The organism is Sphaerospermopsis reniformis, from assembly GCF_005402885.1.
Lineage (GTDB): Bacteria > Cyanobacteriota > Cyanobacteriia > Cyanobacteriales > Nostocaceae > Sphaerospermopsis > Sphaerospermopsis kisseleviana.
This window is the reverse complement of sequence record NZ_BJCE01000085.1, coordinates 1-20,250: the sequence shown is the minus strand read 5'-3', so window position 1 is coordinate 20,250 and position 20,250 is coordinate 1. Positions and strand designations below refer to the sequence as shown.

At 38.2% G+C, this 20,250-nt stretch carries 18 protein-coding genes; 10 read left to right on the top strand and 8 right to left on the bottom strand.

What is annotated here, in order from left to right; translation table 11 throughout:
• Nucleotides 1-144 precede the first annotated feature (144 nt).
• From FFR48_RS13620 to FFR48_RS13610, 3 genes are all read left to right on the top strand, one after another.
• Nucleotides 145-759, top strand: coding sequence for an Ig-like domain-containing protein (locus FFR48_RS13620; RefSeq protein WP_307722523.1), 615 nt, complete (start codon nucleotides 145-147; stop codon nucleotides 757-759).
• Between the two features lie 236 nt (nucleotides 760-995).
• The gene (locus FFR48_RS13615; RefSeq protein WP_137667724.1) at nucleotides 996-1,223 is read left to right on the top strand and encodes a hypothetical protein; all 228 of its coding nucleotides are present in this window, start codon (nucleotides 996-998) and stop codon (nucleotides 1,221-1,223) included.
• 123 nt (nucleotides 1,224-1,346) lie between these two features.
• Complete coding sequence (locus tag FFR48_RS13610; RefSeq protein WP_162501883.1) at nucleotides 1,347-2,822, top strand: ABC transporter ATP-binding protein/permease; 1,476 nt, start codon at nucleotides 1,347-1,349, stop codon at nucleotides 2,820-2,822.
• Nucleotides 2,823-3,226: 404 nt separating this feature from the next.
• Here FFR48_RS13610 and FFR48_RS13605 read toward each other — a convergent pair whose 3' ends face one another.
• Nucleotides 3,227-3,316, bottom strand: a complete 90-nt coding sequence (locus FFR48_RS13605; protein WP_236104069.1) for a helix-turn-helix domain-containing protein — start codon at nucleotides 3,314-3,316, stop codon at nucleotides 3,227-3,229.
• Between the two features lie 310 nt (nucleotides 3,317-3,626).
• Here FFR48_RS13605 and FFR48_RS13600 point away from each other — a divergent pair, with 310 nt between their 5' ends.
• Nucleotides 3,627-4,097 carry a hypothetical protein gene (locus FFR48_RS13600; RefSeq protein WP_371851447.1) on the top strand — a complete coding sequence of 157 codons (471 nt, stop codon included), beginning with the start codon at nucleotides 3,627-3,629 and terminating at the stop codon, nucleotides 4,095-4,097.
• A gap of 826 nt (nucleotides 4,098-4,923) precedes the next feature.
• Here FFR48_RS13600 and FFR48_RS13595 read toward each other — a convergent pair.
• From FFR48_RS13595 to psaA, 5 genes are all read right to left on the bottom strand, one after another.
• A complete protein-coding gene (locus FFR48_RS13595) occupies nucleotides 4,924-5,391 on the bottom strand; it encodes a DUF7689 domain-containing protein (protein WP_137667722.1) in 468 nt (155 codons plus the stop codon).
• A complete protein-coding gene (locus FFR48_RS13590) occupies nucleotides 5,385-6,239 on the bottom strand; it encodes an STAS-like domain-containing protein (RefSeq protein ID WP_201277618.1) in 855 nt (284 codons plus the stop codon). Before FFR48_RS13590 ends, FFR48_RS13595 begins: the two co-directional genes overlap by 7 nt.
• A gap of 11 nt (nucleotides 6,240-6,250) precedes the next feature.
• Nucleotides 6,251-6,940: a hypothetical protein gene (locus tag FFR48_RS13585; RefSeq protein ID WP_137667721.1), complete on the bottom strand. Its 690-nt coding sequence runs from the start codon at nucleotides 6,938-6,940 to the stop codon at nucleotides 6,251-6,253.
• Nucleotides 6,941-7,155: 215 nt separating this feature from the next.
• Nucleotides 7,156-9,387 (bottom strand): photosystem I core protein PsaB, encoded by a 2,232-nt coding sequence (gene psaB, locus FFR48_RS13580; protein WP_096565394.1) that lies wholly within the window; start codon nucleotides 9,385-9,387, stop codon nucleotides 7,156-7,158.
• 109 nt (nucleotides 9,388-9,496) lie between these two features.
• Nucleotides 9,497-11,752, bottom strand: a complete 2,256-nt coding sequence (gene psaA, locus FFR48_RS13575; RefSeq protein ID WP_137667720.1) for a photosystem I core protein PsaA — start codon at nucleotides 11,750-11,752, stop codon at nucleotides 9,497-9,499.
• Between the two features lie 622 nt (nucleotides 11,753-12,374).
• On the opposite strand from psaA, the gene FFR48_RS13570 reads away from it, so the two are divergent.
• Complete coding sequence (locus FFR48_RS13570; protein ID WP_137667719.1) at nucleotides 12,375-13,853, top strand: hypothetical protein; 1,479 nt, start codon at nucleotides 12,375-12,377, stop codon at nucleotides 13,851-13,853.
• Here the strand turns inward: FFR48_RS13570 and glsA are convergent.
• Nucleotides 13,850-14,764: a glutaminase A gene (gene glsA, locus FFR48_RS13565; protein ID WP_137667718.1), complete on the bottom strand. Its 915-nt coding sequence runs from the start codon at nucleotides 14,762-14,764 to the stop codon at nucleotides 13,850-13,852. The two genes, FFR48_RS13570 and glsA, sit on opposite strands and share 4 nt — an antisense overlap.
• A gap of 57 nt (nucleotides 14,765-14,821) precedes the next feature.
• Here glsA and FFR48_RS13560 point away from each other — a divergent pair, with 57 nt between their 5' ends.
• The 5 genes from FFR48_RS13560 to FFR48_RS13540 all read left to right on the top strand — a co-directional run bounded on the left by FFR48_RS13560 (nucleotide 14,822) and on the right by FFR48_RS13540 (nucleotide 19,859).
• On the top strand, nucleotides 14,822-16,300 hold the full coding sequence (locus FFR48_RS13560) for a thioredoxin-like domain-containing protein (RefSeq protein WP_137667717.1): 1,479 nt from the start codon (nucleotides 14,822-14,824) through the stop codon (nucleotides 16,298-16,300).
• A 287-nt stretch (nucleotides 16,301-16,587) separates the two neighbouring features.
• Nucleotides 16,588-16,947 (top strand): hypothetical protein, encoded by a 360-nt coding sequence (locus tag FFR48_RS13555; RefSeq protein WP_137667716.1) that lies wholly within the window; start codon nucleotides 16,588-16,590, stop codon nucleotides 16,945-16,947.
• Nucleotides 16,948-17,028: 81 nt separating this feature from the next.
• The gene (locus FFR48_RS13550) at nucleotides 17,029-17,217 is read left to right on the top strand and encodes a DUF4089 domain-containing protein (RefSeq protein WP_096565405.1); all 189 of its coding nucleotides are present in this window, start codon (nucleotides 17,029-17,031) and stop codon (nucleotides 17,215-17,217) included.
• Nucleotides 17,214-18,596 carry an AtzE family amidohydrolase gene (locus tag FFR48_RS13545; protein ID WP_137667715.1) on the top strand — a complete coding sequence of 461 codons (1,383 nt, stop codon included), beginning with the start codon at nucleotides 17,214-17,216 and terminating at the stop codon, nucleotides 18,594-18,596. Before FFR48_RS13550 ends, FFR48_RS13545 begins: the two co-directional genes overlap by 4 nt.
• A 162-nt stretch (nucleotides 18,597-18,758) precedes the next feature.
• Nucleotides 18,759-19,859, top strand: a complete 1,101-nt coding sequence (locus FFR48_RS13540) for a hemolysin family protein (RefSeq protein ID WP_137667714.1) — start codon at nucleotides 18,759-18,761, stop codon at nucleotides 19,857-19,859.
• 58 nt (nucleotides 19,860-19,917) lie between these two features.
• Here the strand turns inward: FFR48_RS13540 and FFR48_RS13535 are convergent, their stop codons facing one another.
• Nucleotides 19,918-20,139, bottom strand: a complete 222-nt coding sequence (locus tag FFR48_RS13535) for a hypothetical protein (RefSeq protein WP_137667713.1) — start codon at nucleotides 20,137-20,139, stop codon at nucleotides 19,918-19,920.
• Nucleotides 20,140-20,250 lie beyond the last annotated feature (111 nt).

The following is a 20,250-nucleotide window of genomic DNA, read 5'->3' as shown; positions in this document are numbered from 1 at the left end:
CATTTTTTCCGGGCTATACTAACAGTAACTATCTCTAGCCCTGATGATTACGTCAAGTCTGGCTGAAATGAGAACATCCTCAAAGCCATACACAGACTGCCTTTTTAATTTTCGGACAGGTCTAATGATTGGAGAGTTGGAGAAATTAAAACAATATCTGCAACAGTTAAAGGATTAGGAAGTAATAGTGAAGATATTACTTGGTCTTCTAGCAATTCAGGTGTAGCAATAATTCTTGGACACGGACACACTGCGGAATTAGAGGCAATGTCGCCTGGCAGTGTCACGATTACAGCAACATCTAACCAAAATAATAGTAAAAAAGCACTAATTCAGTTAGAGGTTCTGCCAGCGATCGTTAATTATATTGTTGTGTATCCTAAACAACTTGAGCTTGACATTAACAATACAGCTAAATTGTGTTCGACAGTTAAAGGTATAGGCTCGATTGATAAGACTGTATATTGGTCTTCTAGTAATGACCAGATTGCAACTGTTGATAGCGACGGTTTTGTAACTGCAAAATCTAAAGGGGAAGTACAAATTATTGCTACTTCAAAACAAAACTCTGACCAAAGAACAAGTATTAAGCTCAAAATTCCTAAAGGAATAGATTGGCTTGCTATTAGTACTGGCTCAATTGTAACTGCTGGAGCAACATTAGTTGGTGTACCCTTACCAGCCGCTATAGCTTTAGGTTCAGCGACAGCTACAGGAATACATAATTGGCAAGCGGTAGATCTATTCTTTTGCCGTTGAGTATTACAGCACTTCCCGGTGTCGTGAGGTACACTTGATTCTAAGACAGAAGTTAGAAGTCAAAAACTAAAAATATTAGACTGTACCTCATAACAAAGGAATCCGCTGTATCTTGACTTTTCTCTTGACTTTTGAAATTTCATGTCGTTTAAGGCACAATCATGAACTCCCAAAACAATTCAAATCAAAACTCTCAATCAAGCTCTGTTATTTCAACAGATTTAATTAGAATTATTGTGATTCTAGCTTTTGCAGCTAGTATTATCTACTTGATTAGCTCCCATTCTGATTGCTGGTTTAGTATTTCCTGCCAACCTGCCATTCATCAAACTGGATACGAACTTTCAACAATTCTTGTTGGATTTTTAACAACTATTTCTCTGACAGCAGTTTTTGGTACTCCTTTAGCCCCAGCCGCAGTTGTAGGAATACTTGCTTGGGTTACTCTTAGATTTTGGCTCTAAAAAGTTTTTAGGATTATTAAGCTGTTACACAGCTAAATTGTATAATCCTAATATTCTGAACTCTTGTGGAACAGGCAAGATGCCTGTTCCACTTATACAAATTAAATGCACAACAGCTTACTGATGAATATCGTTGAACTTAAGAATGTTACTAAATCTTTTGAGGAAAGTGGAAAGCAGCGTAAAATTCTAGATAATGTTAACCTGTCTATCCAAGCTGGCGAATTCATTATCCTCAAAGGTGAAATGGGCGCAGGAAAAATAACTTTAATTAACCTAATATTAGGTTTACAAATGCCTGAATCAGGTACAGTTACCGTTTTTGGTTACTCTCCTGAACAACCAGAATCTAAACTTAAGCTCGGTTTAATGTTACAAAAAACTAGAGCGCCAGAAAGTTTGAAAGTTGAGGAAACTATTAATCTTATTCGGAGTTTTTATCTAAAATCATATTCTGCACAAGAATTGCTAACAAGAAGTAAGTTAGAGCATAAACGCTATAGTTGGGCTTCTTCTGACAAGCTAAGTGGAGGAGAAGAAAGATCACTTTATTTTGCACTAGCAATTGCCGGTAATCCTGAATTGCTAATTTTAGACGAACCAACTACAGGACTAGATCCTCAAGCACGAGTTAGAGTTCTACAGCAAATCCGAGATTTTGCAAATGAAGGAAAAACTATTCTGCTAGTTAGCCATATTGAATCAGATGCAGATGCAATATCTGATTTAGCAACTCGAACGTTAACACTTAGTCATGGACAAATTCAAGAAGTTTGTACTGACAACTTTGAACAGCTTCAACAGTCATTGTTAGCAAATAAAGACAAACCCTCTCATTTTGAAAAGCTAGTCGTCAAACCAGGACATTTGTTGTCTATGTTGCTTGGACAAACAAAAGTTGAGTTTTTAAAATTAATTCGACAACCTGTAGTTTTATTAAGTATATTGGTACTATATAGCCTTGTAGCAATTTTCCCAAAGGATGATCCAAATTTTATATCGTATATGACCGGACTTGCTACTATCAACCTACTTATAGTGGCAATTCAAACACTGAGTATACAAATTGCGACTGAGCGTAAACAAGGATGGATTAAACTACTTAGAATCACTCCTCTACCAGCTTGGATATACCTAACCTCAAAGGTTATTATTGCTTTTATTGTCTCTACTTTAGGCACAAGCCTAATGTTTAGCTTGGGAATATTCAAAGTTGGTATTAATCAACCTTTTTTAGACTGGGTAATATTATTCTTCAGCCTAATTTTAGGGATTATTCCTTTTGCCATCTTTGGTTTCTTTATTGGTTATATATTAGAAGCAAATATTATTTCTTTAGTCAGTGCATTTATTATTGGTCTGGCTATGTTTAGTTCTGGTACTATACCATTACCTGGAATGCCAGAGTGGTTACAGAATTTAATCCCCTTCTCACCCTTTTATCACTACGCTCAAATTTTAATTTGGGCAGGGCATCTCCAAGCTTCTGAATTTTACAATACTTATCTAGCGATACATCTAGAATGGTTTGTCTGGACTATATGTATTACTAGTTTTCTGGCAATCTGGGCATATCAACGCAATCGTGCAATCAGTTGATATGATATCAATATCTATTAGAGGATTATTTTGAGAGCTTAGGAAACGGGAAGCAAACACCAAGACGTGAAGCCGAGATACGGATACCGTTGGCGAAATATTGGGTTCTTGGCAACTTTTTTATGTAACAAGGTTTTTGAGCATTTTTAGTACATCCGCACCCGGGAAGTTCAGGGTTATTGTGTCCAGGGTTCATGTATCCAAAGACCGGACAGAACAGACAAGGTAGAATTCGCTATCCTATCGTTAAAAAGCGTACTTCACCTTCACGTAAAGCACAGCCAAAAACTGCTTGATTTCTCATTTTTTGAATTTTTTACTTTGCTTTTTTTCAACTCAGCTTCCCTGAGTCATTTTGTGCTTTTAGTCTAAAGTCCAGTAATAAGTTAAGATAACCCTTGATTCTAAGGGTGTCTAGCTACTCCTGCGTGTTGCGCTAGTAGTAGTCGTTGTTGCTTGTTAATTTTGAGTTGGGTTTTGAATCCTAGTAGCATACAGTGATTTTACTGTAATTCTGTCATCAAGAGCAGATGAGTGGAAATTTTGGGTAAATGTGAATATCTGTTAGTATTAGTTAAGAAAACAGTAACTAGCTACTAACCTCAAAATAGTCAATAGCGTTACCAACATCATCACCCTTTCATTACTCATCGGTGGTTGTTCTGTGTTCATAAAATCCGCATTAGTAAGGATGTATCAATAATTTTTCAAAAAGCCACTCAATTAAGAGTGGTTTTTATTTTGGGTGTAGAATTGGATTACCCTGAATGGGTTTTTACTACTGGTAGCATATTTATATTCATCATGCGTAAGTATACAGTAATTGCTCCTGTGAGCCTAAGTATTGCTTTGTTGATGACTGGTTGTAATGAGAGTAAAATCTCTCAGTGTCAACGATTGGTTAAAGTTGTGAATCAAGGGACTTCTTTGATTGATAACAATAAAGGAACACAAGTAACAACTAGCTTGCAACTCTCCAAAGATTTGCAAAATGTCACTAAATCAATTCAAGAATTAAGATTAGCAGATCCCAAACTCCAAGAATTTCAAAGTAGTTTTGCGAAAGTTTTTGATAATCTCAGTCAAGCGATCGCTAAAGCTGCTAATGCTCTGGGTACAACTAAAACAGCAGAAGCTTCTACAGCAGGTAGGGTAAAAATCCAAAAGGCCAGAACAGATATTGACTCAGCATTAACAGCAGCAGCTAAAAGTGCTGGTAAAGAATCAGATACCTTTGGGAATCAGTTAAATAAATACTGTAGTCAATCGCAATGATTTTTGATTTTTTACCCCTCCTGTGGGGAGATATTTGACCATTTTGGGCAATTAATTTATAATCAGTAGGAATTTAAAGATATTTTAAACCTTCCACCCAAAATATTTTATATTTTGGGTTATTTTTTGGCTGCTTGTAGAGCAGGTGAGATGGGGCGATCATGTTTGCGCTCTCATTATAGCCAAACTGCGAATAGTTATAGCTTGCTGAATAAATGTAAAACCTAGAGAAATTAAAGGTTTGAGGCTGATAAACAGAAAAATAGGTGCAAGGATTTTGAAGGATCTACCATCACTGAAATCTTGAACCAACAAAAATTGATGGATTTTATTACACAGTATAATCACAAAACCCTTGATTTATCGTTTAAAACCAATAAAAATAAGGTAGTCTTATGGCGCATCTTTTTAGAGGATGTCTGAGAAGTATCAGGTTTTATCCAGATTCCCCCAAAAAATTAATCAAAGTTCCCCTTTTTAAGGGGAATAAAGGGGGATTTACAAGTGTTTTATGCAACACAAAAAAGTTTTCAGACATCCTCTTAGATTATCTGGGTTTGTACGGTGTGGTGTAAGATTTGAGATCAAAAGCGTGAACTTATCCCACTAATCCAAAAATGCCTATTTTTTCAATTTAGGTGTGTTGTCAAATCTTGATTTTTCGTTTTTGATGTGCAAAAAAATAAAGATTTTTACCGCAAATCAGATTAGTGGGATAGATTCGTGTATTTTGGGTCTCATAAAAGGAAAAAATTGGTTGTTAAAGATAGCAGTTACTAGCCCTTTCCTCTTGTATTTGAAATATACTCTTATATCGCTTGATAAATTAAATTGGTTTTTTCATCAAAAAGGCAACCTCGCCATAACCAGGATTTCCGGTTAAACCTTGTAAATTATTATGTTCTATATCTTCATCTTGACCAAGTTTACTTGTCCATTTGCCATCAGGTAATTGTCTAGCAATGTGGGTTGGTATTTTATTGGAGTTGGCATATATAGCAATTTTCTGAAATCCTGTTTCTAATACGTCATTCTCACAAATTTCATAACCAATTGTTTTAAATGCTTGCTGAAAAGCTTCAAGAGTTTCTTCTCTAGGAACACCTGGTGGCCAGTATTCTTCATTTTGAGCATCTGGCCACCACCACTTTTCATCATCTTCTGCTGCCCAAGCTACACAATTATAATCTGTTGTATCTGGACTGGTGAGCTTATATCCGTGGATCACTAAATTGGGAAAATCACGCTCAATAAAGTTTTTTACATATTTAGTCCAGGCGTTATTTCCTACCACTTATAGCCTCTTTCCCTTCCCCAATCAAGCCATGCTTTAGTCATTTCTTTTGTATTTCCTCTGTACTCTGGAGGCACAGGATCTTCTCTAGAAATAGATTTTAATGCCCAAAACCATCTTCCAGATTTTTTCTCTAATTCTCTCAGTAATAAAGGTATTACAGGTTCACCCATACCTATAATTTGTTGATAGGCAGGGTGCATACACATTTGGTTGGTTGATGACACACCACGAGTTTCTTCACGCCATTCTTCAACAAGTGTGGTGAAATCAGATTTTTCATTTATTACTTGGTCTAATCTACTACGAAAAATAGGATCCGAGTAGTATCGCTTGGAGTTTTCTATTACTAAACTGATTATTTGATTGCCAAGAGGTTTAATATTATTTATTTTTAATAACTTGCTGAGGTTTTCTGGCTGTATATCTTTCAATAATTGTCCGATAGCAAAGTTAAAAAATGGAGCAGCAAAAACTTCCACTCCTGCAAAGTCTAATTCTACAGGTTGGTTAGCTTGTAATTGTCGATGAACCAAATCATAAATTTTTTGTCCATCGTTCACTGTAATACAGGTTTTACCTACTAGGTCGAAAACTTCATATTTTGTAAATACTTTAACTTTACTATTACTGGGAGGCAATATACCTCTTTTGAATAAGAATAAATTGTTAGGATTATTCTCACTGACTCTTTTTTTTAGATTTAAATAATTCCAGTCCAACTTGTTTGTGAGGCTGGCTTTATTTATTTCATTAGAATCTTGACTAGGTACATAAGCAAGGGGAAAGTGCTTCAAACTTCGCTGCTTCTTAGGAAACCAAGAGCTAACTTTTTCTGCTACTGTCATCTTTATAACCTCTACTCTACATCTAGATCATTTAAGTATGGAATATTTGCTTTATTTAGCATTGACTCAATAGCTTTTACTTTTCTATCTGCTATATCTAACTGTTCGCGTAATTGTTTTAAATCATTTGCATCCAAAGCTACAAAAAACTCATGTTTACCATCTAAATCTACATATTCAATTTTCAGCATATTAACTATAGCTACCGCTGCTGTACTGTCTTCTAAGTCAGATTCAAAAACAGGACGCATATCAGTGTGAATCCGTGAATTTTGAAATAGCCGCTCATGGTCGCGTATAACTTCAATGGCTTTAGATGTAAAATTAAGAATACTATCAAAATCTAAAAAAGTAACTAAACGCCTCTCAAATTCCTGTTTTTGTTCTTTAGTAATCTCAACTTCTTCATCATCTTCAACAGCTTGACTAATTTTTTCTACTACTTCATCTGTAGAAGCATCATTATTTTCCTGAAGGTAGTCTCTAAGGTTATGTATAGAAATCAGAGTTTCTATGACATCTTTGACTTCTTTTTTTGTCAAAGTATTAACCCTTGAAGTAACTGCTGATACTAAATCATTAATCTGTAATGGCTGTGCTTGTTGAAAAGCATCAATAAAACCCTGTAAAGTTTTTTCATCAATGCTTATCAGTAGCTTAAAACCAGGCTTAAATTCTTCTGGTATTTGCAGTTCTGTCATATTGCTCCTAAAGCATTAAAACAATTTAAAACTTACAACAATTTCAAAATAATAGTTTTTTACAAAAATTTATTCTAGTGATTTACTAAAATTCTAGCAAATCTATTGTTGCTAATAGCTTATTCCTTTTGATTTTGCATAGTCAGATACTACCAAAATCCCCCACCTTGCGGCAGGGGATTTTTTAGTTACTTACCTAAAACCAGTAGTCAAGATCAACCGAACTTACCAGCAGTAGAAGCAATGAGGAACGCTGCGTAGGTGACGATATAGCCAACGGTGAAGTGAGCTAAACCAACCACACGAGCTTGAACGATGGAGAGAGCAACGGGCTTATCTTTCCAGCGAACCAAGTTAGCTAGAGGAGTACGCTCGTGGGCCCAAACCAAGGTTTCAATTAACTCTTGCCAGTAACCTCTCCAGGAGATTAAGAACATGAAACCAGTTGCCCAAACCAGGTGTCCAAAGAGGAACATCCAAGCCCAAACAGAGAGGTTGTTCATGCCGTAGGCGTTGTAACCGTTGATCAACTGAGCAGAGTTCGCCCAGAGGTAGTCACGGAACCAGCCCATCAAGTAAGTGGAGTTTTCGTTGAACTGAGCAACGTTACCTTGCCAAATACCCAGGTGTTTCCAGTGCCAGTAGAATGTTACCCAACCAATGGTGTTTAACATCCAGAACATAGACAGGTAGAAAGCGTCCCAAGCGGAGATGTCGCAAGTACCGCCACGGCCTGGACCGTCGCAGGGGAAGGCATAACCGAAGTCCTTTTTATCGGGCATCAGTTTAGAACCACGAGCATCCAAAGCACCTTTAACAAGTACCAGGGTGGTGGTGTGGATAGCCAAAGCGAAAGCGTGGTGAACCAAGAAGTCGCCAGGACCAATTGTTAAGAACAAGGAGTTTGTTCCAGAATTGATAGCATCTAACCAGCCAGGTAGCCAAACGTTACCAGCGTTGGGGTAAGCGGTGTAGGCGATACTGTCAGGGTTGGACAATAATACATCCAATCCGTACAGAGCTTTACCTTGAGCCGCTTGAATGAATTGAGCAAATACTGGTTCGATGAGGATTTGTTTTTCAGGAGTACCGAAAGCAACTACTACATCGTTGTGAACGTACAAGCCCAAGGTGTGGAAACCAAGGAATAAGGATACCCAGCTGAGGTGAGAGATGATCGCCTCTTTGTGCTGTAACATCCGGTCTAATACGTTGCCTTTGTTTTGTTCGGGATCGTAGTCACGAACCCAGAAGATTGCGGCGTGTGCAAAAGCACCAACCATCAAGAAACCAGCGATGTACTGGTGGTGGGTGTACAGTGCTGCCTGTGTGGTGTAGTCCTTAGCGATGAAAGCATAAGGAGGCAGAGCGTACATATGTTGAGCAACCAAGGAAGTAATTGTTCCTAACGCAGCCAAAGCCAAAGACAATTGGAAGTGTAAGGAGTTGTTGATGGTGTCGTACAAACCTTGGTGGGGCAGGTTAAACTGACCTTCGCTCTTGCTACCGGGAACTAAACCGGACTTGGAGTTGAGCATTTCTTTGATGCTGTGACCAATTCCGAAGTTAGTGCGGTACATATGACCAGCGATGATGAAGATCACAGCGATCGCCAAGTGGTGGTGAGCCATGTCAGTCAACCACAAGGATTCTGTTTGGGGGTGGAAACCGCCCAAGAATGTGAGGATCGCAGTACCAGCACCAGTGGAAGTACCAAAAAGATGGCCAGCAGTGTCAGGGTTCTGAGCGTAAACACCCCAGTTACCAGTGAAGAAGGGGGTTAAGCCTGCGGGGTGGGGAGCAACGGACAGGAAGTTATCCCAGCCTACATGGATACCACGGGATTCGGGGATAGCAACGTGAACCAAGTGACCAGTCCAAGCTAAGGAGCTAACACCGAACAAACCAGCCAGGTGGTGGTTCAGACGGGGTTCAGCACTCTTGAACCAAGAGAGGCTAGGACGGAACTTGGGTTGTAAGTGCAACCAACCAGCGAACAGGAACAATGCAGCCAACAGCAACAAGCCCAAAGAACCTACATACAGTTCTTGGTTTGTCCGCATCCCGATGGTGTACCACCAGTGATAAACACCGGAGTAAGCAATGTTTACAGGATTGCTTGCGCCAGCTTGAGTGAAAGCGTCAACTGCTGGTGCGCCGAAGTGGGGGTCCCAAATCGCATGGGCGATAGGACGGACATGAAGGGGATCTTTAATCCACTGTTCAAAGTTACCTTGCCAGGCTACGTGGAACAGGAGGCTGGAAGCCCACAAGAAAATGATTGCCAAGTGACCGAAGTGAGTGGCGAAAATCTTTTGGTAAAGATTTTCTTCTGTCATGCCATCGTGGCTCTCAAAGTCATTGCCCATGGCGATCGCATACCAAATGCGCCGCGTAGTTGGGTCCTGTGCGAGATCCTGGCTAAATTTTGGAAATTTTGTTGCCATAGGGTTGATGATTCCTCTGACCTTTAGCCATTGCTATCACTGCTACCAGTGAAATTTTGGATTTTGGGTTGGAGATTGATCCAAAACCCAAAATATTCACTGAAATTTTTTAACCTACTGAAAGGATGTGTGCGTGGAAGAATGCCCAGGTGGTGGCTATTCCTCCGAGTAGATAGTGAGCTACACCTACTGCCCGACCTTGAGTGATGCTCAAAGCACGGGGTTGAATTGTAGGAGCTACTTTCAGTTTATTATGCGCCCAGACGATGGACTCAATTAATTCTTGCCAGTAGCCACGACCACTGAACAGGAACATTAAGCTGAATGCCCAAACAAAGTGAGCGCCTAAGAACATCAGTCCATAAGCGGACAGTTCACTACCGTAGGAGTTGATTACTTGTGTAGCTTGCGCCCACAGGAAGTCACGTAACCAACCGTTGATGGTGATAGCACTTTGTGCAAAGTTGTCACCTGTGATATGACTTACCACACCATCATCTACTGTACCCCATACATCAGACTGCATTTTCCAGCTAAAGTGGAAAATTACAATTGACAAGGAGTTATACATCCAGAACAGTCCCAAGAATACATGGTCCCAACCAGAAACTTGGCAAGTACCACCACGGCCTGGACCGTCGCAAGGGAAGCGGAAGCCTAAGTTGGCTTTGTCTGGAATTAGACGAGAACTGCGAGCGTACAATACACCTTTGAGCAGAATCAGCACAGTCACGTGAATGGTGAAGGCGTGAATGTGGTGAATCATGAAGTCGGCTGTACCTAAAGGAATTGCAGCAGCAGCTACTTTTCCGCCTACAGCTAACACACCACCGCCAAACACATAACTTACTGCTTCTAGAGCGTTAGGTGCGGTTGTTCCTGGTGCTAAGTGGTGTAAGTTTTGTACCCACTGAGCAAACACTGGTTGCAATTGAATTGCAGCATCAGAGAACATATCTTGGGGACGACCCAAGGCACGCATGGTGTCGTTGTGGATGTACAAACCAAAGCTGTGGAAGCCTAGGAAAATACAAACCCAGTTGAGGTGAGAGATGATTGCATCACGGTGACGAATCACGCGATCCAATACGTTGTTTTGGTTCACAACGGGATCATAATCACGCACCATGAAGATTGCTGCGTGAGCAGCACCACCCACAATCAAGAAGCCACCGATCCAAATATGGTGAGTGAAGATACACAACTGAGTAGCGTAGTCAGTTGCCAAATAAGGATAGGGGGGCATCGCGTACATATGATGCGCGATGATGATTGTCAAGGAACCCAAGAAGGCCAGGTTAGTAGCCAACTGAGCGTGCCAAGAGGTGGTCAAGTTTTCATAAAGTCCTTTGTGGCCTTCGCCTGTGAAAGGACCTTTGTGGTTTTCTAGGATATCTTTGATGCTGTGACCGATACCCCAGTTGGTGCGGTACATATGACCGGCAATGATGAACAGCACTGCGATCGCTAAGTGGTGATGAGCAATGTCAGTCATCCACAAACCGCCTGTTACGGGGTTCAATCCGCCTTTGAAGGTCAGAATGTCAGCATAAGTTCCCCAGTTCAAGGTGAAGAAAGGTGCTAAACCACTAGCAAAGCTGGGATACAACTCTGTGATTAAGTCTTTGTTCAAAATGAACTCATGGGGCAAGGGGATGTCCTTAATGGCAACACCAGCGTCTAATAGCTTGTTAACTGGTGCGGACACATGGATTAAGTGACCTGTCCATCCCAAAGAACCGCAACCTAGCAATACTGATAGGTGGTGATTCAACATTGACTCCACGTTCTGGAACCATTCCAGTTTGGGAGCGCGTTTGTGGTAATGGAACCAACCAGCGAACAGGAACAAGCCCGCTAATACTAAGCCGCCAATGGCAGTTACGTATAGTTGGAAAGAGCTAGTGATACCCCAGCCACGCCATACTTGGAACAATCCAGAGGTGATTTGAATGCCGTGGAAACCACCGCCCATATCACCGTTTAAAATATCTTGTCCCACAATAGGCCAAACTGTTTGGGCGCTGGGCTTGACTCCTAATGGATCAGCCAGCCAAGCTTCATAGTTGGAGAACTTAGCGCCGTGGAATAACATTCCGCTTAACCAAATTGTCACTACAGCCAAGTGGCCAAAGTGAGCAGAGAAGATTTTGCGAGAAATGTCTTCTAAGTCGCTTGTATGTGTATCGAAGTCATGGGCGAGGGCGTGCAGGTCCCAAATCCAGGTGGTGGTTTTTGGTCCTTTAGCTAAGGTTCTGTCGAAGTGTCCTGGTTTAGCCCATTTCTCAAATGAGGTGGGTACAGGATCGTTATCAACGATGACTCTTGCTTTTTTCTCCTCTCGCTCCGGAGGACTAATCGTCATTCGACCTCCTCTGTGAATAGGGAATGAGGAATCATGTACACCACAGAGTGAATTTCACTCTTTGTCCCCAGATGTTTTTTGGGGACCTGTGGATTTGTTGTTTCTGTTGAATTATAGAGTCTGTACTTGTACTTTGTTGGAGACATTTTAACAATAATTCAAAATCGCCAGATTTATTGTCATATCTGCCTTTTTATATTCAAAGCTATTGTAAAAAAGTCAATACTTTTTCTATTAAATTTACAAACTATAACAATTCTTAAAATTTATGGTTAATCTCTAATACAGCCATAAATCATCATGTTGTAACTGGATATGTTGCTTATGCTGAAATTTAAATCTGTAAATTTAGTGATAAATATTACTTAATTTTCATATTTTTCATCTTGATGTAAAGAGATGAACCAAATTTTCTGTAAATCACAAAGTTACAACAGCTTGCCGTTTTCAGCAGTTAGTTTGCAGCAGCATAACCGTTGATATGTAAGGCTTTTTGATGTAAATTTATAACTAAGAAACCTGCAATTTGCTGTATACCCCAGTCTGGGTTTATGGTATCTGGGGTGTAGGGTGTAAAGTGTAGTTAATAAATTTTGCTGAATAAAATCATAGGTATAACAGCATGAAATGTAAACGAAAGCAAGCTTTTAATGAAGCCTTAAACAAGAGCTTACCTATTTTTAAGTGGCTCTTGACTTTGGTGCTGGTGTTAGGTTTAAGTAGTTGTGCTGATAAAGCTGGTGGACAAGACGTATTTATTAATAAGCAAAAACCAGTTGCTGAAATTGCCCAAGTTGATCGTAAATTTTCAGAAACTGCTCCTCCAAAGCTAATACAAGAACTAAGAGGAGATTTGGAAAGTTATCAACCACAGGTAACAATACTTACGCCTACAGCAGATGAGATAATTGAAGATAATACTGTTACAGTCCGTTTTCAGGTTAAGGACTTACCAATTTTTAAAGATCCCAAATGGCAACTGGGACCACATCTGCACGTAATTCTTGACAATCAACCTTATATAGCTGTTTACGACTTAAATAAGCCTTTAGTATTCCCAGAGTTGTCCGCAGGTACTCATACTTTACGAGTATTTGCGTCTCGTCCTTGGCATGAAAGCTTTAAAAATGAAGGTGCTTATGCCCAAACCACATTTCACGTCTTTACTAAAACCGACGATAACAACCCTGACCCTAATTTACCTCTTCTCACCTATAGTCGTCCTAATGGTAGTTATGGTGCTGAACCAATTATGTTGGATTTTTACCTAACTAACGCGCCTTTGCATCTTATGGCTGAAGATCATCCTGAAGACACAATGAGCGATTGGCGTATTCGTTGCACAATTAATGGTGAAAGTTTTATTCTTGACCGCTGGCAAACAGTCTACCTCAAAGGTTTTAAACCTGGTAAAAACTGGGTAGAACTAGAATTTCTTGATAACCAAGGCAACCCAGTAAAAAATGTCTTTAATAGTACAGTGAGAGTGATTAATTACCAACCGGGTGGTAAAGATACCCTTTCTAGAATGGTAAGAGGGGAAGTTACGGCTGATGAAGTGCGTGGTATTGTAGACCCAAATTACACAGTTGAGATTCCTATTACTGAACCTAGACCGACTGTAACGCCCAAAGTTGAAGAAATTCCAGCACCTCAACCACAGATAGAACCTAAAGTAGAAAAACCCACAGTTCCAGAAATTGAAGTTTCTCCTATTCCTCAACCCCAGATAGAACCTAAAGTAGAAAAACCCACAGTTCCAGAAATTGAAGTTTCTCCTATTCCTCAACCCCAGGTAGAACCCAAAGTAGAAAAACCCACAGTTCCAGAAATTGAAGTTTCTCCTATTCCTCAACCACAGGTAGAACCCAAAGTAGAAAAACCCACAGTTCCAGAAATTGAAGTTTCTCCTATTCCTCAACCACAGGTAGAACCCAAAGTAGAAACAACTCCTACTCCTGAAATTGAAATTCGTAAAACACCCGCTGACTCATTAGAAACAGAGGAGTTGAAACCAGAAACAACAGAAAAAACAGGGTTAAACAGATTAAGTGAGTATTTTAAGAATCGAAATGTAATTAAACCCGAAGAGAACAATTAACTAAAAATACTCAGTTGCAAATTTTGGGATAAAGTTTCCATCAAGGTCAGACCAGCTACAGAATTACCTATACTATCTAAAGCAGGACTGTAGCTGGCTATAGCTCCTTGATTTGGTACTATTGCTATCAAAGCCCCACTTATACCCGATTTCATGGGTAAACCAATTTTGACTGCATACTGAGGAGAAGCTTCATATAGTCCACAAGTTAACATTAAAGCGTTAACAATTTGGCGATGTTGGGAATTTATAAAACTACTTTTACAGGCTAATAATTTTCCTAATTTCGCTAAATCTTCCACAGTACCAGAAATACAGCATATTTGCTCATAAGTGTCAAGAGCCAATTCAATATTTTCAATGTGTTGAGTTTGGTAGAGATATTGAGCGATCGCCACATTTACCTGAGAACGAGTAGCACGCACGGAAGCCAACATTTCTACATCTAAATATAGTTGACTACCGGCTAATTTATTCAACCACTGACAAAACAACTGAGTGCGATGATTTCCATTTTTACCTGGTAACTTATCAGCTAAAGTAATAGCACCACTATTAATCATTGGGTTGCGGGGATGTCCATGATCAGCTATTAACTGTTCTAAAGAATTAAAAGGCATTGCTGAAGGTTCAACACCAACCGAGTTTAAAACATTTGCCGTTCCTAAATGTTCCAACAGATATAGTAAAGAAAAAGGTTTAATCACACTCATTAAAGGAAATATACAAGCGTTATCTCCTAAAGTGTAATTTTCTCCTGACTGACAATAGATATGAACAGCAACCCAACTAGGGTTAGCTACAGCTAAAAGGGGTATCCGTTGCATCACACTTCCTTGTGTTGCTTGGTTTTTCCCTTGCTGAACCCAGAGAGATAAATTATTTATATTGATGTCTTGAAGTTTTACCAAAACGCTGATCTCAATCTTAAAATCTACAATAATCTTCTACAATAATCTAAAATTACTATGATTCCTCGTGTTAGAGCGCCAGAATTACCAGAAAATTACCCTTGGTTAAATACAGATAAACCCTTATCTCTAAAAGCACTCAGAGGGAGAATTATCATTTTAGACTTTTGGACATACTGTTGTATTAACTGTTTGCACATATTACCAGACTTAAAATATTTAGAACGTAAATATCAAGAGATTATAACAGTTATTGGTGTTCACTCTGGGAAATTTGACAACGAGAAAGAAATTGAAAATATCCGTCAAGCGATATTGCGTTATGACATTGAACATCCGATTTTAGTTGATAGTGATTTTCGCGTTTGGGAACATTATACTAGCAAAGCTTGGCCTACTTTAATGATTATTGATCTACAAGGATATGTAATTGGACAATTTGCAGGTGAAGGACATCTTCACAAGATTGAAAACATGATCATTCAGATTTTGAGTAAAATCCCAAATCACATTAATATTCAACCATTAAAATTCACCTTAGAAAAACAGCATCAAACATTAATTACACCCTTAGCTTTTCCAGGTAAAGTTTTAGCTACACCAGACGGTTTATTTATTGCTGACTCTGGACATCATCGCGTAATTATGAGTAGTTTACAAGGGGAAGTTATTCAGGTTATGGGAACAGGTAAACGGGGTGTAAAAGATGGTAATTTTCAAAGTTGTGAATTTTCTGCACCTCAAGGAATGACTTATGATAGTGACACTAAAAGTCTCTACATTGCTGATACAGAAAATCATCTTTTAAGAAGAATTGATTTACCAAAACAAATTGTAGAAACTATTGCAGGAACAGGGAAACAAAGTAATATCATCTATCCTCATGGTGGTAAAGCCTTGGAAATAGAATTAAATTCACCTTGGGATCTAGTTAAAGTGGGAAATTCTCTCTTTATTACCATGTCTGGAAATCATCAAATTTGGGAAATGAATTTATTAACAAATACCATTCATAGCTATGCTGGTAGTGGCGCAGAAGGTTGTGTAGATGGGAATTTTCAAGAATGTGCATTTGCTCAACCTAGTGGGATAACTACAAATGGTAAAGAGTTGTTTATTGCTGATAGTGAAACCAGTTCTATTCGGGGGGTGGAAATATCAGAAAATGGTAAGGTGAGAACTATTTGCGGTAGTGGGATGTTATTTGGTTTTGGTGATGTAGATGGAGTAGGTGAGGATGTGCGTTTACAGCATTGTTTGGGTGTAGAATATTTTAATCATCAGCTTTTTATTGCAGATACATATAATCATAAAATCAAATTAGTGAATCTGAGCAATGGGGAGTGTAAAACGATTTTATCAGGTGGGGAAAGTTGGGTTTTTTATGAACCTTCAGGGTTGAGTTTTTTTGGTGATTTTCTCTATGTTTGTGATACAAATAATCATGTAATTAGAAGGGTAAATTTAGAAACTTTGGAGGTGATAATAATGGAGTTTGCTGGTTTATGTGCGTCTGGTGTGTGTTCTTCATCTTGAGGATTTAAACAATAATTGAACGCAGATAAACGCCGATAAACGCAGATGATAATGGATGATTTTATGTAATCTTATCTGAAAACAATGTTACGTATTTTTACGGCATGATTAGTTAAATAATAAATATGATATATTTATTATTGATGTAATTGAGTTTAATGATTTAGTATATTACTTGTTAGGTTGATGAACATGAAATATAAATTTATTCCTTTAGACTGTGATGATGATATATTGCTGATTAACAAAGAATTTAATCTATCTCAATAGCTTAATGATGAGGTAAAATGATGGTAACAGTATCAATTAAAGATGAATACATTGAAGTTTTATCCGCATTAGGAGATTTACAAGAATCAATGGATTTGGCGCTTAAACAATATACTCTTGATAAGATTGCTGTAAAAATTGCTGAACTGCGTCACCGAGATATTAAGTATCAAGAAAAATATCAGTTAGATTATTCTAGGTTTTGTCAGAAAATATATGAAGATGAAGAATTTCTTCAACAAATAGAAAATTCTGTAGATAAAACATGGGAGATTGATTTAGCTGATTGGGAATTTTGTCATAAAGGAGTTGAAGATTGGATAGAAAAATTACAGACTATTTTGCTGACATATGTAAAATTCTCTAATTGTTGCTAATTCAATATTTATTTAAAGGAGTATTAATAAATATGATATAAAACAAGATTAATAACAAATCACAAATTAAGTATCAAAAACATGGAAAATCAAAATTTAAATACCCTAGAATATGTGAAACAAATGTCGTTATTATTGGAATTACCAATTAATAATGAATATAAAGATGGAGTAATTGCCAATTTTGAAAGAATCAAATCAATAGCAGAAGTAGTCAATAACTTCCCTTTACCAGAAGAAATAGAAATAGCAACTACTTTTGAACCATGAATGACGCTGTAAATATATCTCAAAATGTCTTATCAGGTAAATTTAGCGCAGTTGAAATTACCCAAACAACCTTAAATAAAATAGCCGCCAAAAATCAACAATTAAACTGTTTTACCGAAATTACCACAGAAACAGCTTTAAAAGATGCTGCCAAAATAGATCAAGAAATTGCTCAAGGTAAAAATCCTGGTATATTAGCTGGTGTACCTTTTGCTGTTAAAAATTTATTTGATATTGCTGGTTTAACAACCTTAGCAGGGGCAAAAATTAACGCCGAAAATTTACCAGCTACCCAAGATGCAACCGCAGTTGCTAGGTTGAAAAAAGCCGGTGCAGTGTTGGTGGGTGCGTTGAATATGGATGAGTATGCTTATGGGTTTGTGACAGAAAATGCCCATTATGGTACAACTTGTAACCCCCATGATCTACAACGAATAGCGGGAGGTTCTTCGGGAGGTTCTGCTGCTGCGGTTGCTGGGGGTTTAGTTCCTTTTTCTTTAGGTTCAGATACGAATGGTTCTATTCGTGTTCCTGCGGCTTTATGTGGTATTTTTGGTTTTAAACCTACTTATGGCAGGTTATCCCGTGCGGGTGTCAAATTATTTTCTAGTAGTTTAGATCATATCGGACATTTTGCAACTTCTGTGAGAGATATTGCGACAATATTTGATGTTTTGCAAGGTGAAGATGAGCAAGATCCGGTTTGTACAAAACGTCCGATTGATTTATGTTTACCACAAATAAATAATGATATTTCTGGGATTAAAATTGCGATCGCCGATGATTATTTTACCCAAAAAGCAGAACCAGCAGCTTTAGCAGCAGTGGCAAAAGTTGCTCATGCTTTAAATGTTACTGAATATGTCACAATACCAGAAGCGGAAATAGCTCGTGCTGCGGCATTTGTAATTACAGCTTGTGAAGGTGCAAATCTGCATTTAGAAAACTTAAAATCCCGTCCGCAAGATTTTGATCCAGCAACGCGAGATAGATTTTTAGCTGGTGCTTTAATTCCTCATTCTTGGTATATCCAAGCACAACGTTTTAGAAGATGGTATAGAGATCAAGTGAGAGAGATATTTGCCAATGTAGATATAATTATTGCTCCAACAACCCCAATTTCTGCCCCATTAATTGGACAAAAAACAATGATTTTAGATGGTGAAGAAATTCTTGTCCGTCCACATTTAGGGTTGTTTACTCAACCATTGTCTTTTATTGGTTTACCTGTTTTATCAGTACCAATTAAGGAGAAAAATTCTCTACCTTTAGGAGTACAATTAATAGCTGCACCCTATAATGAAGCTTTGATTTTAAGAGTTGCCGCATTTTTGGAAGCACAGGGTATTGTTTCTGGTGGTTTACTGCATGAATTTTGACTTCTGAGGTTTCGCCAAATAAATTATGAAAATCTGTGAAAATTTTTATATTGAGAAATTTCCAAATCGCGTTACAATCATTAAAGCTTAAATGAGTTAATTAGCTGATTCAGCTTTTAGCTAACTCCAACCATCTATCTATTCCCAAACTTGGGAAATTATATGTTACAGCTAGTAATTACTGTTTGTGTACTGCTTTTAGGTTCAGCATTGTGTTCTGCTACAGAAACGGCGCTGTTATCTGTTCCCACATTGAGAGTGCGACAATTAGCGGAATTTAAAAAACCTGCCGCAGTTGCACTTCTAGCGATTCGTGAAAACATGAATCGGCCTATTGCCACAATAGTAATCCTCAATAATATTTTCAACATTATTGGAAGTATTATCACAGGTAGTATTGCAACTCAAGTATTAGGAGATAGATGGCTTGGTATATTTTCGGGAATATTAACTTTTCTGATTATTATTTTTGGAGAAATTATACCCAAGACAATTGGTGAGAGATATTCTGAACAAATTGCTATACTCACAGCCATACCTGTAACGGGAATTTCTCTAGCTTTTACACCCTTAGTATGGATTTTAGAAAATGTCACTGCACCATTTTCTCAAGGGAGAAAAAGACCAACAACCAACGAAGCAGAAATCAAACTCCTAGCAAATATTGGTCAGCAAGAAGGTATTATCCAAAGTGATGAAGCAGAAATGATTCAGAGGGTATTTAGATTAAATGATGTGACAGCATCTGATTTAATGACACCCCAAATTATGCTGACATATATACGCGGTAATTTGACCTTGGCTGAAGCAAAAGCAGATATTATTGCTTCCCAACATACCCGGATTATTGTTATTGATGAATCTATTGATCAAGTGATGGGATTTGCTTTAAAACAGAGTTTACTGACAGCGATGGTGGAAGGAAGTGGTGAACAAAAAATTGCTGATTTAGCTAGAAAAGTGCGCTTTGTTCCTGAGATCATTCGTGCTGACAAACTGCTCAAAAATTTTATAGAATCCCATGAACATCTTGCAGTAGTAGTAGATGAATATGGATGTGTTGCTGGTGTGATTACTTTGGAAGATGTGCTGGAGGTAATAACTGGTGAAATTGTAGATGAGACTGATAAAACGGTCGATTTACAAGAAATTGCTAGGAAGAAACGAGCAAAAATGTTGCAGTCTATCAATACTCTTCATACTGGAGAAAAAACTGAAGAAAAACATGATAACTATGATCTAAAAATAGGAAACACAAATTAATTTAAAATTCCAAATTTTTGCAAAATAAGCTACGCGAAAAAAACTTAACATCCAGGAATTAAACATTGTGAACTCCCGGAGGATAAATAACTTTTCCTTGATATTTATCTTCATAACCTAAGAGTGGTTTCACCATAAAAAAGTCTTCAGGAACATTAAAAGGACATTCTATTTGATAATTTATGGCTGCTTGAAAACCAAAGGGGTGATAAAGTTTGGGATATCCCAAAACTACAACTAATGCTTCTCCTCTATTGTCTGCTAGTTGAGGGGGCGACAAAGGAGCTAAAGAGGTTGCTGGATAAGCATTACAGCCCTCAAACCCTGCTGATAAAATGGCATCTTATTGCGAACAGATGCCATCATTTCCAAGACCAATTCTTGGCACTCA